The sequence below is a fragment of the Stenotrophomonas sp. YJH_SMC_53 genome (genome assembly GCF_059369995.1).
Genome location: NZ_JCAFTF010000005.1, coordinates 190,605 through 202,721 on the forward strand (window position 1 = coordinate 190,605; position 12,117 = coordinate 202,721).

At 67.1% G+C, this 12,117-nt stretch carries 13 protein-coding genes and 1 riboswitch; of the genes, 9 read left to right on the forward strand and 4 right to left on the reverse strand.

All coding sequences use genetic code 11. The features are described from left to right. Positions 1-3: 3 nt before the first annotated feature. The 3 genes from AC5P7X_RS09960 to ribD all read left to right on the forward strand — a co-directional run bounded on the left by AC5P7X_RS09960 (position 4) and on the right by ribD (position 2,284). Positions 4-453: a hypothetical protein gene (locus AC5P7X_RS09960; protein ID WP_053498103.1), complete on the forward strand. Its 450-nt coding sequence runs from the start codon at positions 4-6 to the stop codon at positions 451-453. A 145-nt stretch (positions 454-598) separates the two neighbouring features. Next, the gene (gene nrdR, locus AC5P7X_RS09965) at positions 599-1,120 is read left to right on the forward strand and encodes a transcriptional regulator NrdR (RefSeq protein WP_005415256.1); all 522 of its coding nucleotides are present in this window, start codon (positions 599-601) and stop codon (positions 1,118-1,120) included. 78 nt (positions 1,121-1,198) lie between these two features. Beyond that, a complete protein-coding gene (gene ribD / locus AC5P7X_RS09970) occupies positions 1,199-2,284 on the forward strand; it encodes a bifunctional diaminohydroxyphosphoribosylaminopyrimidine deaminase/5-amino-6-(5-phosphoribosylamino)uracil reductase RibD (RefSeq protein WP_206620191.1) in 1,086 nt (361 codons plus the stop codon). 35 nt (positions 2,285-2,319) lie between these two features. On the opposite strand, the gene AC5P7X_RS09975 is transcribed toward ribD, so the two are convergent. The 3 genes from AC5P7X_RS09975 to AC5P7X_RS09985 form a co-directional block, all read right to left on the reverse strand. After that, positions 2,320-2,694, reverse strand: coding sequence for a hypothetical protein (locus AC5P7X_RS09975; protein WP_188218661.1), 375 nt, complete (start codon positions 2,692-2,694; stop codon positions 2,320-2,322). A gap of 114 nt (positions 2,695-2,808) precedes the next feature. Then, positions 2,809-3,693: a hypothetical protein gene (locus AC5P7X_RS09980; RefSeq protein WP_495214771.1), complete on the reverse strand. Its 885-nt coding sequence runs from the start codon at positions 3,691-3,693 to the stop codon at positions 2,809-2,811. A gap of 150 nt (positions 3,694-3,843) precedes the next feature. Continuing rightward, entirely contained in the window at positions 3,844-4,464 is a 621-nt protein-coding gene (locus AC5P7X_RS09985; protein WP_005415264.1) for a hypothetical protein, read from the reverse strand. Between the two features lie 301 nt (positions 4,465-4,765). Continuing rightward, positions 4,766-4,911: riboswitch (FMN riboswitch) on the forward strand. Positions 4,912-4,985: 74 nt separating this feature from the next. Between AC5P7X_RS09985 and AC5P7X_RS09990 the strand changes: the two genes are divergently transcribed. The 5 genes from AC5P7X_RS09990 (at position 4,986) to thiL (ending at position 8,896) form a co-directional block, all read left to right on the forward strand. Continuing rightward, on the forward strand, positions 4,986-5,612 hold the full coding sequence (locus AC5P7X_RS09990; RefSeq protein WP_005415265.1) for a riboflavin synthase: 627 nt from the start codon (positions 4,986-4,988) through the stop codon (positions 5,610-5,612). After that, positions 5,609-6,709, forward strand: a complete 1,101-nt coding sequence (ribB, locus tag AC5P7X_RS09995; RefSeq protein ID WP_495214772.1) for a 3,4-dihydroxy-2-butanone-4-phosphate synthase — start codon at positions 5,609-5,611, stop codon at positions 6,707-6,709. The genes AC5P7X_RS09990 and ribB overlap by 4 nt, the downstream gene beginning before the upstream one ends. Before the next feature lie 160 nt (positions 6,710-6,869). Further along, positions 6,870-7,337, forward strand: a complete 468-nt coding sequence (gene ribH / locus AC5P7X_RS10000) for a 6,7-dimethyl-8-ribityllumazine synthase (protein WP_005415267.1) — start codon at positions 6,870-6,872, stop codon at positions 7,335-7,337. Next, positions 7,334-7,813, forward strand: a complete 480-nt coding sequence (gene nusB, locus AC5P7X_RS10005; RefSeq protein ID WP_005415268.1) for a transcription antitermination factor NusB — start codon at positions 7,334-7,336, stop codon at positions 7,811-7,813. Before ribH ends, nusB begins: the two co-directional genes overlap by 4 nt. A gap of 120 nt (positions 7,814-7,933) precedes the next feature. Beyond that, a complete protein-coding gene (gene thiL / locus AC5P7X_RS10010; protein ID WP_495214773.1) occupies positions 7,934-8,896 on the forward strand; it encodes a thiamine-phosphate kinase in 963 nt (320 codons plus the stop codon). A gap of 187 nt (positions 8,897-9,083) precedes the next feature. On the opposite strand, the gene AC5P7X_RS10015 is transcribed toward thiL, so the two are convergent. Continuing rightward, positions 9,084-9,494, reverse strand: coding sequence for a hypothetical protein (locus tag AC5P7X_RS10015; RefSeq protein ID WP_053498111.1), 411 nt, complete (start codon positions 9,492-9,494; stop codon positions 9,084-9,086). A 423-nt stretch (positions 9,495-9,917) separates the two neighbouring features. On the opposite strand from AC5P7X_RS10015, the gene AC5P7X_RS10020 reads away from it, so the two are divergent. Then, positions 9,918-11,939, forward strand: coding sequence for an acyltransferase family protein (locus tag AC5P7X_RS10020; RefSeq protein WP_329843148.1), 2,022 nt, complete (start codon positions 9,918-9,920; stop codon positions 11,937-11,939). The last annotated feature ends 178 nt before the right edge of the window (positions 11,940-12,117 follow it).

Consider the following 12,117-nt stretch of genomic DNA (forward strand, 5'->3'; position numbering starts at 1 on the left):
CGCATGGATGAGCGCCTGCACAAACGCGGGATGGCCATTGCCGGCCTGCTGGTGGGCCTGCCCACCGTGGCAGCAGGCGGTACGGGTGCCGTGCTGGGGCTGATGGTCGTATGGGACGGCAAGTACCTGACGGGCGACGAGCACACGCTGTTGCTGCTGTGGTCGTCGGCGGGAATCATCGGCCTGCTGTCGTGGTTGTGGCTGAGCGGGCTGTTCCTGTGGCGCGGTGTTGCCGGCCTGCGCCAATCACCGGTTGCCGCCTGGGCCGGCCTGGCGCTGGGTGTGCTGGCCGCGTTGGCCGTGGTTGCCGCCACGCTGTACTTCACCTTCAAGCACGGGGAGATCTCGACATTGGGCTTCCTCGGCTTTGGCCCACCGCTGTTGGTGATGGCCGGGCACCTGGCGTGGCTGCGCTGGTCACGCGTGGCATCGCCGCTGCCCGCACCGGGTTGAGCCGGACATCACGAACTCGCCGGACACCTTGGGTGGCCAGAATGCAGGCGCTTCCGCGCAGGCAGCATTTGCTGCGGCGCCTTTTCTCAGGTACCTTTGCGACGCTGCCATGATCGTGGCAATTGCTCCCTGAGCCAGGCGTTTCATGCATTGCCCCTTCTGCCAACATGCCGATACCCGGGTCATCGACTCGCGCGTCTCTGAAGACGGCGCGACGATTCGCCGTCGGCGGGAATGCGAAGCCTGCGGCGAGCGCTTCAGCACCCTGGAAACGGTCGAGCTGAAGCTGCCGGCCATCGTCAAGAGCGATGGCACCCGCGAAGCGTTCGACCAGCGCAAGGTCCGCGCGGGGTTCGACCGCGCGCTGCAGAAGCGCGCGGTGCCCGAAGACAAGATCGAGGCGGCGGTACGCGCGGTGGTGCACCAGCTGCGCATCAGCGGCGAGCGCGAAGTGCCCTCGATCAAGGTTGGCGAGTTCGTCATGAACGAACTGCGCAAGCTCGACCACGTGGGCTATGTGCGCTTCGCTTCGGTCTACCGCAGCTTCGAGGACGTGGCCGATTTCCGCGAGGAGATCGAGAAGCTCGAACGCGACCTGCCGTCCAGCACCGAACAGCTGCAGCTGCTGGGCGATGTGATCGCCCTGACCAAGAAGAAGAAGGGCTGACCGCCTCTGCCTGGGTGGGTGCCAACCTGGATTGGCACCGATGGCATGGATCAACACCGGCAGCGTTACCATGGTCGCATGACACCCTCGTTCTCCGTCCTCGACCACCTGCACATGGCCAACGCGCTGCGCCTGGCCGAGCGCGCTGCCTATACCACCCGGCCCAACCCCATGGTCGGCTGCGTGATCGCCCACGGCGAACGCGTGGTCGGGCAGGGCTGGCACCAGCGCGCAGGGGGGCCGCACGCTGAAGTATTCGCACTGCGCGAAGCCGGCAGCGAGGCCCGCGGTGCCACCGCTTATGTCACCCTGGAGCCCTGCGCCCACTACGGGCGCACGCCGCCGTGCGCACTGGCACTGATCGAAGCAGGCGTGTCGCGCGTGGTGGCGGCGATGCGCGATCCGTTCCCGAAGGTTGATGGCGGTGGCTTCGATCTGCTGCGCAATGCAGGTATCGAGGTTGCCGAAGGACTGATGGCGGCGCAGGCACGCGAGCTCAACAAGGGCTTCCTGTCACGCGTGGAGCGCAACCGCCCGTGGCTGCGGGTGAAGCTGGCCGCCAGCCTCGATGGCCGTACCGCGATGGCCGACGGCAGCTCCAAGTGGATCACCGGGCCGGCTGCGCGCGAGGACGTGCAGCACTGGCGCGCTCGCGCCGGTGCGATCCTGACTGGCGCCGATACCGTGCTGGCCGACGACCCGATGTTGACCGTGCGCCTGGCCGGTGCCGAAGTGATGCCGCCACTGCGCGTGGTGCTCGATTCGCGCCTGCGTTCGCTCGAATGCAGCCGTGTGCGCGAGGGCGGTGCGCCGACGCTGTACCTGCACGATGCGGCGGTGAGCGCACCGGATGCGGCCGACGCCGAATTTGCCAGCGTGCCCAGCGCAGAGGGGCGGTTGGATCTGGGTGCGGTGCTGGCGCTGCTGGCCGAGCGTGGCATCAACGAGGTGCATACCGAAGCCGGCGCGACACTGGCCGGTGCGCTGCTGCGCGCTGGCTGGGTCGACGAACTGCTGCTGTACCAGGCGCCCACGCTGCTGGGCGACAACGGTCGTCCGTTGCTGGCGGGCCTGGGCATCGAGGCAATGGGCCAGCAGCGCCGCCTGCGCGTGGTTGACCAGCGCCAGGTCGGCGAGGACATCCGGCTGCTGTTGCGCCCGTGAGGCAGTGGCGGGGCACTGGCCCCGTTCCGGCGCTGTCAGGTGCCCTCGTCCTCGTGGGCGGGGCACTGCTCTTTCCATTGCTGCTTCCACAGCAGATGCAGGTCACGGCAGTAGGCACCGAGTGCTTCTCCCGTCAGTTGCGTTGACTTCCACCGCAGCCTGCGCCGGCTGATGCCCTGGTCGTACTCGTCCGGCAGCACCGACGGTGCGCACTGATCGTGGTACTGCAGGAACGCCCGGCAATCGTCGTTCTCGCTCAGTTGCGCGTCGATGTCGCGGTCGCGCAGCTGGGTCGACTCGAACGCAACCGAAGGTTGCACGAAGAAGGTCCTGGGTCTGGACGCTTCGGCCTGCCAGCACGCCATCAGCGCGACAAGCAGGGCCGTGGTCGAGGTTATGCGGTGCTTCATGCTGTTGCCCTCGTGGAAGAGGGCAACAGCATTGATCACGCAGTGTGCGCAAGACCATGCAACGGTTCTGAAAGTGCCATTGATGCTGCTGCAGGCAAGGGCGCTACATCGTGCTTATGTGCACTCGTCGGTCCACATCATCTCGGCGATCGGGCGCAGCGCCTTGCACTCCTGCGTCATCTCATCGGCCGACTTCACCTGTGCCTTGGCCTTCAGTTCCTCGGCCATCGCATCCACGCCGCTGATCTGGTCGGGTGCGATCTTCGCCACGCAGCTGCGGTGCTGCTGCAGCAGCAGGTCGCAGCCGGGTACGCCGGTCACCTTCGGTGCGCTGGCCGCCTGCACGTCCTGCATCCATTCCTCGAACGGTGCCAGCGCCCCGGTCACGGTGCCCACCAGATCATCGAAGTTGCCGCTGTACCAGTAGCCGTTGTCCTTGGCCGGGTACAGGGTGAAGGTGCCGCTGACCGGCACGCGCGCACCGCTCTGCAGCGCCTGGGTGTAGGCGTCGGTGAACTGCTTGCGCGAGGCCGGGCTGGCGTCGGCGGCAAGGCTGGCGGCGAACAGCGGACGTACCTTGCCCAGGTCGGGCACCTGGCAGCTGAAGGTGATGCGCGCCAGCTTCTGGTCGTCCACGTATTCGTTGTCTTCAATCACGCTCTTGCTGGCGCGGCACTTCGAATCACGCAGGGCCTTGGCATACAGCGCTTCGCTGGTGGCCGCGTCGGCCTTGGCGCCGGTGCTGGCAAGCACGACCTGCCACGGTTCGGCCAGCGCCTTGGCCAATGCGCCCGGGTTCGGGGTTACCGCGTCCTGGCCGTCGAAGGCGGGCTTCAGCGCATCGTTGAGGGTGCGGGTCGCGGTGGCGTCGTCTTCCAGCAGGACGCGGGCATACAGATCGAAGGCCTGTTCGGGCGTCAGCGTGGCCGGGGCGGCGCTGGCCAGCAGCGGGGCAGCCAGCAGGGCGCTGGCCAGCAGGGTACGCAAGGGGGTCTTCATGACGGTGTTTCCTGTTCCAGAGGCGCGCAAGCCTAGCGCATCTTTGCGCAGGCCCGACGGCGCCCTGTGATCACGTGCCGACGCGCGGGGCAAAAAAAACGGGCCCCTTGCGGGGCCCGTTCGATCGCACGACGAGGAGCGACCGTTGGATCAGAAGCTGGCGCGGACGCCGGCCGAGTACTGGGTGACGTCGCGGTAGCCGGAGATCTCGCCCACCAGACCCCAGGTCTTGGTGAAGTTGATCTGGCCGCCAACAGTGCCGACCCAGGTGCCCTTGTAGTTGTTGCCGCCATCCATGTAGCCGGCCTTGGCCCAGGCTTCGGTCATGCGCGACGGCTTGCCGCGGATGCCCATGGTGACGCGGCCCAGGTTGGTGTGGTCCTTGCCGTGGTAACGCACACCGTCATAACGCAGGGTCGATTCGGCGTTCTGGCGCACCCAGGCGGCATCGGCGGTGAAGTCCAGGCGGTCGGTCCACGGCATGTGGTAGCCGATACCCAGCTCCGGCTGGTTCAGTTCCAGCTTCAGCGAATCTTCGCCGTAGTGGCGGGTCTTGCTGGTGCGCGACCAGCCACCGAACACGTAGACCTGCTCGGCCAGCGCGACCGAACCGCGCAGGTAGCCACCGTCGACCTTCGGGTCGTCCAGCAGGTTGTCGTCAACCTGGACCTGGGTCCAGCCGCCTTCAACGTAGGTGTAGCTCAGGGCCTCGGCCGAAGCCGAGAACGGGGCGGCGGCCAGCAGGGCGGCCACGATCAGGATCTTGCGCATGGGAATTCCTGTGAGTTTCAGTCCATTGGCGGGCCTGCCCTCGCGGCTGCCCGTGGCGACCTCATGTCGTCCGCTGCGGATTTTAATGAAAGTTTTACAAAATGCGAGAGACGGCCGTCACAGGCTGGGGCGGACCGGGGTTGGGGGTCGGATCCGTTTCCCATCGGGAAACGGCCCTGACCCCTGTGCTGCTGCGGTCCATGGGGTCAGAGCCCTTTCCTGCGGAAAGGGACCCGACCTTGAGCATCCCACCCCGTTCAGGCCGGGCTGGTACACTGACGAGGCCGGTTCGCCGGTACACAAACGTCTTCAGGGCGGGGTGCAATTCCCCACCGGCGGTAGGTGCGCAAGCACGAGCCCGCGAGCGCCCCGGCCCACGGCCGGGGGTCAGCAGATCCGGTCCAATGCCGGAGCCGACGGTCATAGTCCGGATGAAAGAAGACGGTGCCACAGGGCTCTTGCCCTGCGTGCACCTGTTTGCCTTGCGGCGTTTTTCGCTCACTTTTCGCGGAGAACGTTACTTGTTTACTGGAATCATCGAAGGCGTCGGCCGTCTGGCCGCACGCGAATCCATCGGCGGCGATGTCCGCTTCACCTTCAATGTCGGGAATCTGCCGTTCGACAACGTGCAGATGGGCGAGAGCATTGCCATCAACGGCGTCTGCCTCACCGTCATCGCGTTCGACGCCCGCAGCTTCCAGGCCGATGCCTCCACCGAGACTCTGGGCCTGACCACGCTGGGCCAGCTGGGCGAGGGTGCGGTCATCAACCTGGAACGGGCCATGCGCCCGACCGACCGCCTCGGCGGCCATCTGGTCAGCGGCCACGTCGACGGCCTCGGCCAGGTGCTGTCCATCCATGAAGATGCACGTGCCCAGCGCTGGCGCTTCGCCGCGCCGGCCTCGCTGCGCCGCTACATTGCCAAGAAGGGTTCGATCTGCGTGGACGGCGTCAGCCTCACCGTCAACGAAGTGGACGATGAAGGCTTTGAAGTCGCCCTCATTCCGCACACCGTGGCCAACACCGCCTTCTCCGCCACCGGCGTGGGCAGTGCGGTCAATCTGGAAATCGATCTGGTCGCCCGTTATGTGGAGCGGTTGATCAGTGTGCCGACCAACGGTCAGCACCCACACGGAGATGCCGCATGAATTTCGCCCCGATTCCGGAAATCCTGGAAGACATCCGCCTGGGCCGCATGGTGGTCATCGTCGATGACGAAGACCGAGAGAACGAAGGCGACCTGATCATGGCCGCCGAGCTGGTCAAGCCGTCGGACATCAACTTCATGGTCACCCATGGCCGCGGCCTGGTATGCCTGCCGCTGACCCGCACCCGCGCCGCCGACCTCGGCCTGGCGCCGATGGTGCAGGCCAATACCGCGCAGTTCCAGACCAACTTCACGGTCAGCATCGAGGCCGCCGAGGGCGTTACCACCGGCATCTCGGCCCACGACCGCGCCCACACCATCCGCACCGCGGTCAAGCCCAACGCCAAACCGTCGGACCTGCACCAGCCGGGCCACATCTTCCCGCTGATCGCCCAGCCGGGCGGCGTGCTGACCCGCGCCGGCCATACCGAAGCCGGCGTCGACCTGGCCATGCTGGCCGGGCTGGAACCGGCCGGCGTGCTGGTGGAGATCCTGAACCCGGATGGCAGCATGGCGCGCCGCCCGGAGCTGGAAGTGTTCGCCCGCGAGCACGGCCTGAAGATGGGCTCCATCGCCGACCTGATCGCCTACCGCCTGGCCACCGAAAAGACTGTTGAACGTGTGGACGAGCGCGACATCGACACCGAATTCGGCCCGTTCAAGCTGGTGACCTACCGCGACCGCATCGCCCACGACCTGCATTTCGCCCTGGCGCGCGGCACGCCGGATGCGGAAACACCGACCCTGGTGCGCGTGCAGGTGGAAAACCCGCTGGCCGACCTGCTGCACTGGCGCCGTGACGACTTCGGCGTGGCCGCCACCGACGCACTGCGGGCGATCGATGCCGAGGGCAGCGGCGTGATGGTGGTGCTGTCGGCCCCGCGCGATGGCGAAGCCCTGCTGGCCCGCCTGCGCCAGCAGCCGGCGCCGGTGGTGCCGGGCAAGGACAAGGACGTGGGCCAGTGGCGCCGCAACGGTGCCGGCGCACAGATCCTGTCCGACCTGGGCCTGGGCAAGCTGCGGGTGCTCGGCACCCCGCGCCGTCAGATCGGCCTGGCCGGGTACGGCCTGGAAGTGGTGGAGACGGTCACCCTGTAATGGGTAGAGCCGGCCAGCGGCCGGCACTACCGGTGGGTGCCGACCCCATGCCACCGGTGGGTGCCGACCGTTGGTCGGCACACCCTGCAGGCCCCCGCCAGCCACGGCCGGGGCCCATCCACGCTAGAATTACCCCCTTATCGAGTCCCCCAAGCCGCATATGAGCCACTACGAAGGCGATCTTCGCACTCCCGAGTCGGCGCGCTTCGCCATCCTGGCCAGCCGCTGGAACGCCCGCATCACCGACGCGCTGGTCGCAGGCGCGCGCCTGAGCCTGGCCGGCAACGGCATCACCGAAGCCAACATCGACGTGATCCGCGTGCCGGGTGCCTGGGAACTGCCGCTGGTGGCTGCACGCCTGGCCGCCGCCCATGAACACGCCGCCATCCTCACCCTGGGCTGCGTCATCCGTGGCGACACCCGCCACTACGAACACGTGGCCGACCGCTGTGCCGAAGGCCTGATGCGCGTGCAGCTGGATTTCGGCGTGCCGGTGCTGAACGGCGTGCTGGCGGTGGAACGCGTTGAAGACGCCGAGGCCCGCGCAGGCGGCAGCCACGGCAACAAGGGCGAGGAAGTCGCACTCGCCGCACTGGAAATGGTCAATCTGCTGGAGCAACTGCCATGAACAAGAACACCCAGGGCAAGCCCTCCGGTAAACCCGTCCGCCGCGATGGCGTCGACCCGGTGCTGCGCTCGCGCGCCCGCCGTCGTGCCGTGCAGGCCATCTACGCCTGGCAGATCTCCGGCGGCAACGCGCAGTCGCTGATCGCCCAGTTCGCCCACGAGCAGGCCCGCGAAATCGCCGACCTGGCGTACTTCGAGGCGCTGGTGCACGGCGTGCTCGACAACCGTCGCGACATCGACGAAGCGCTCGGCCCGTACCTGGACCGTGGCATCGAGGAAGTGGATGCGATCGAACGCGCGGTGCTGCGCCTGGCCGCCTACGAGCTTCGCTACCGCCTGGACGTGCCGTACCGCGTGGTGATCAACGAGGCCATCGAATCGGCCAAGCGCTTCGGTTCCGAACATGGCCATACCTACGTCAACGGCGTGCTGGATCGTGCCGCCGTGGAATGGCGCAAGGTCGAATCGGGTCATTGACCCGCCTGTGGTAGTGCCGGCCGCTGGCCGGCAGCTGCAGGGATCCTGAGGTTGCCGGCCAGCGGCCGGCACTACCGCCCACCGCGCGATGCGCGGCACGAACAACAGCGGGAACGCCCCATGTCCCTGGCCGAATTCGCCCTCATCGACCGCATCCGCGCCCGCACCCTCGAGCGCGACGACATCCTGCTTGGCATCGGTGACGACGCCGCGCTGCTGCAGCCGCGCGCCAACGAACAACTGGTGGTCACCGCCGACACGCTCAACAGCGGCGTGCACTTCCCGGTGGAAACCCCGGCCTTCGACATCGGCTGGAAGACCCTGGCGGTCAACCTGTCGGACCTGGCCGCGATGGGCGCGCGCCCGGCGTGGTGCACGCTGGCGTTGTCGCTGCCGGAAGCGTCTGAAGACTGGATCGAGGCCTTCGCCGATGGCTTCTTTGCCCTGGCCGACCAGCACGACATCGCGCTGATCGGTGGTGACACCACGCGCGGCCCGCTGTCGCTGTCGGTGACCGCGATGGGCCAGGTCGGGCGTGGCCAGGCGCTGCGCCGCGACCGCGCGCAGGTGGGTGATGACATCTGGGTGAGCGGCCCGCTGGGCGATGCCGCCGGCGCGCTGCGCCTGTGGCAGCAGGGTGCACTGAGCATCGCCACCGCCACGCTGCTGGCCGACTACGAAAGCCTGCGCCTGCGCCTGCTGCGGCCAACGCCACGCGTGACGCTTGGCCTGCGCCTGCGGGCCTTCGCGCACGCGGCGGTGGACGTGTCCGACGGCCTGCTGGCCGACCTCGGTCATATCACCACGCGCAGCAACGTGGCCGCACATGTCGATGCCGATTCGCTGCCGATCTCGCACGCGCTGCGTGAGCTGCTCGGTCGTGAGGCCGCACGCGACTGCGCACTGCGCGGTGGCGACGATTACGAGCTGTGCTTCACTGCCGCCGCCGACCAGCGCGACGCGCTGCACTACCTGGCCGAATCGCTGGACGTGCCGCTCACCCGCATCGGCCGAATTGCCGAAGGGCAGGGCGTACACGTGGACGGCGAAGCCGCCGGCGGCGGTTACCAGCACTTCGCGTAGCAGCAGCGGTACTGCCCTGCTGGGTCAACCTTCGGGGTGGGGTCAGATCCCTTTGCGCCGCAAAGGGATCTGACCCCAGGTGCGCACTGTTTGGGTTGACGTGGCATTTGTAGAGCCGAGCCCACGCTCGGCTGCAATCCGATTGGAGCGTGATGAGCCGAGCATGGGCTCGGCTCTACAGATGCCATTACACCGCCCGCAACTGCACATCCACATACTCGGCCAGCCCACGGCAGGCCAGCAGCAGCCCTTCGCGCGCGCCATCGCCCATCTGCTGGTCAATATCCCCATCCACGCGTACGCGTTCGGTGGCGTGCAGCAGTTCCAGCAGGAAACTCAGCCCCGCATTGGCGCGGTCGATACGCGCCATGGCAAGGCGCTGCCCGGCTGTGCGGTTGGTGCCGGGCCATGGTTGACCATCGGCGGCATCGCCTTGGCGGATGTGCTGCAGGCAGGCCTGCAGGGTAATGGCCCCGGCACTGTTGCCGGTCTGCAGCGCAACGAAGGTATCTTCCAGCGTGCGGGCCAGGTCATCGGGCAGGCGCGTGGCGGCCTCGCCCAGGGTGGCGGAAAGGTGCGGGTAGGGGGAAGCGGTCATGGCGGCGTCCTTGTGCAAGCGGCAAGGGGCCACCCTGCTTAACAGCGAGGGTGGCGGACGGTGCGTGGTTGCAATACCGGTGGTTAATGTCGTCAAACGCCGGCGGGCACGAGGCCCCCACGCACCGCCCGCCATAGGTGCGCGGACAGAATGCCTGCCGACGCCACCCAACAAGGAAAGGGCGACGCCGGCAGGCAAGCGTAAACGACATTCACCAAACGGGATTGCAAGCCCGTGCCACCCGTTGTTGGTGGCGCTAGATGATCTGCATGCAGTGCCACGTATGCCAATGAGAAAGATTTGAAAATTCGAAAACGTTGCAGACGTGCGGCGCGACGTCAGTGTGGTGATTACGACATTCCCACAGGGGCGAACTGGGACCGGAGCTGAACCATGTCCCGGCCTGTCGCGATCATCCATTGAATGACTGCGGCAGCGGTCGTGATGCTGTCGGATCGTTTTCCACCCGATGCCTGCATGTCCCCTCCCGAACGTTCCCGCAACGCTGCCATTGACGGCCTGCGTGCATTGGCGGTGCTGGCCGTCATCCTGTTTCACGCCAACGCAGCCTGGTTACCGGGTGGCTTCACCGGTGTGGATCTGTTCTTCGTGGTGTCCGGCTTCGTGATCAGCCAGTCGTTGGCTTCGCGCGCCCATGCGTCGCTGGGCGCGATGCTGCTCGATTTCTACCGGCGCCGCGTGCTGCGCCTGTTGCCGGCGTTGCTGGTGATGCTGGTGACCACTTTCATACTGTCTGCGCTGTTCATTCCCCGCGCGTGGCGCAATGAGCAGTTCGACCAGACCGGCTGGGCCGCGCTGGTCGGCTTCAGCAACATCGTGCTGGCTGGTCAGCAGGACGACTACTTCTCACCCGGCGCGGAACTGAACCCTTTCCTGCACACGTGGACGCTGGGCGTGGAGGAACAGTTCTACCTGGTCTTCCCGCTGCTGTTCTTCGTGTGGCTGCGCGGGCGTGAGCGCTGGCCGTGGTTGCGCTGGTTGTTGCCGGTGCTCACCCTGCTGTCGCTGGCGTGGGCAGGCTGGCAGGCGCAGACGGCACCGGCGGCAGCGTTCTACCTGCTGCCGGCGCGATTCTGGGAGTTGGCTGCGGGCGCGCTGCTGTACCAGTGGATGCGCACGCGCACGCCGGGCCAGAACGGTGATGCGGTTGCAGTGGTCGGTCTGGCACTGCTGGGTGCAGGCGTGGTGATCGCACCGCAGCTGGCGATGCCGGTTCCCGGCGTGCTGGCCACCGTGGCCGGTACCCTGCTGCTGTTGGCAAGCGTGTCGATGCCGGGGACATCACGCCTCGCCCGCGTGCTGGGCTGCGCACCGCTCGCCTACCTGGGGCGCCTGTCCTATTCGCTGTACCTGTGGCATTGGCCGCTGCTGGTGCTGCTGCGCTGGACCTACGGCCTGCACGGCGCCGCGCTGTGGCTGTATCCGGTACTGCTGCTGGCGCTATCGGCTGTGTCGTATCACTTCATCGAGCGTCCGCTGCGCAGTGCGTTGCCGCTGCTGCGCCTGGCACCGGCCAAGGTGCTGGCGATGGCGGTACCGCTGGTGGCGCTGTGTGGCGCGGGTGCCTGGGCCACGGTGGAGTACCATGAGCAGGTCTCGCTGAGCGTGACCCGCGACGGCTATGCATGGCAGGCGCGTCGCTACCCCGCGTGGCGCCCACTGGAGCCGCTGAGTGCGCCGGCGCTTGAAGGGCGGCGCCTGTTCGTGGCCGGCGATTCGCACGCGGCGGCGTATCGCACCATGACCAGCATGGTCGTGCGCCAGACCGGCATGGAGCTGCGCCAGCAGGATCGCGGCGGCTGCAGCTTCGTCAATCTGCTGCGGGCCAGTCCAGCCGATTGCCAGGACTTCATTGAGCACACGCTGTCGACCATCGAGCGCGATGCACGCCCCGGTGACATCGTGCTGCTGGCGGCCTTGCGCATGCCGGAGCTGCGTGGATTCGACTGGCGGCGACAGGATGCGCAGGAAATCTATCGTCAACTGCTCGCCGAGCGCACCCCGACCGATGCGCAGGCCGCGCGTGATGAGGCTGATCATGTTCTTGGACGTCTGCAGAAGCTGGGCGTGCAAGTGGTTTTGGATGCACCGCTGCCGTTGTTCAAGGCCGGTGCGTACCGCTGTTCCGACTGGTTCAACCGCCGCAACCCGGCGTGTGCCGGTGGCCTGAGCATGCCGCGCGATGATCTGGAGAGGCTGCGTGCGCCGCAGATGGCGTTGCTGGCCGAGCTGGCAGCGCGCTATCCATCGCTCACGGTGTGGGATCCGCTGCCGCTGCTGTGCGGGCCAACGACCTGTTCGGCGGTGGAAGACGGGGAACCGCTGTTCTTCGACAACGACCACCTGAGCGGGCATGGCAACCGCGTGCTGTTGCCCAGTTTCCGGCAGACCCTGATCGATATTGCAGGCGACACGCCGGTGTAGAGCCGAGCCCACGCTCGGCTTGCGCGCGCAGCGCGGGCTTGATCGCGATCTGGTCGAAGCGCAGCCGAGCATGGGCTCGGCTCTACAGAAGTGCGAAGGGGAACGTCACATGGTTGTAGAGCCGAGCCCACGCTCGGCTTGCGCGCGCAGCGCGGGCTTCATCGCGATCTGGTCGAAG

Excerpts from the sequence above, each read along its gene's own strand:
- AC5P7X_RS09960 (WP_053498103.1), top strand. The coding sequence starts at position 4 with ATGGATGAGCGCCTGCACAAACGCGGGATGGCCATTGCCGGCCTGCTG.
- nrdR (WP_005415256.1), top strand. The coding sequence starts at position 599 with ATGCATTGCCCCTTCTGCCAACATGCCGATACCCGGGTCATCGACTCG.
- ribD (WP_206620191.1), top strand. The coding sequence starts at position 1,199 with ATGACACCCTCGTTCTCCGTCCTCGACCACCTGCACATGGCCAACGCG.
- AC5P7X_RS09975 (WP_188218661.1), bottom strand. The coding sequence starts at position 2,694 with ATGAAGCACCGCATAACCTCGACCACGGCCCTGCTTGTCGCGCTGATG.
- AC5P7X_RS09980 (WP_495214771.1), bottom strand. The coding sequence starts at position 3,693 with ATGAAGACCCCCTTGCGTACCCTGCTGGCCAGCGCCCTGCTGGCTGCC.
- AC5P7X_RS09985 (WP_005415264.1), bottom strand. The coding sequence starts at position 4,464 with ATGCGCAAGATCCTGATCGTGGCCGCCCTGCTGGCCGCCGCCCCGTTC.
- ribB (WP_495214772.1), top strand. The coding sequence starts at position 5,609 with ATGAATTTCGCCCCGATTCCGGAAATCCTGGAAGACATCCGCCTGGGC.
- ribH (WP_005415267.1), top strand. The coding sequence starts at position 6,870 with ATGAGCCACTACGAAGGCGATCTTCGCACTCCCGAGTCGGCGCGCTTC.
- nusB (WP_005415268.1), top strand. The coding sequence starts at position 7,334 with ATGAACAAGAACACCCAGGGCAAGCCCTCCGGTAAACCCGTCCGCCGC.
- thiL (WP_495214773.1), top strand. The coding sequence starts at position 7,934 with ATGTCCCTGGCCGAATTCGCCCTCATCGACCGCATCCGCGCCCGCACC.
- AC5P7X_RS10015 (WP_053498111.1), bottom strand. The coding sequence starts at position 9,494 with ATGACCGCTTCCCCCTACCCGCACCTTTCCGCCACCCTGGGCGAGGCC.
- AC5P7X_RS10020 (WP_329843148.1), top strand. The coding sequence starts at position 9,918 with ATGACTGCGGCAGCGGTCGTGATGCTGTCGGATCGTTTTCCACCCGAT.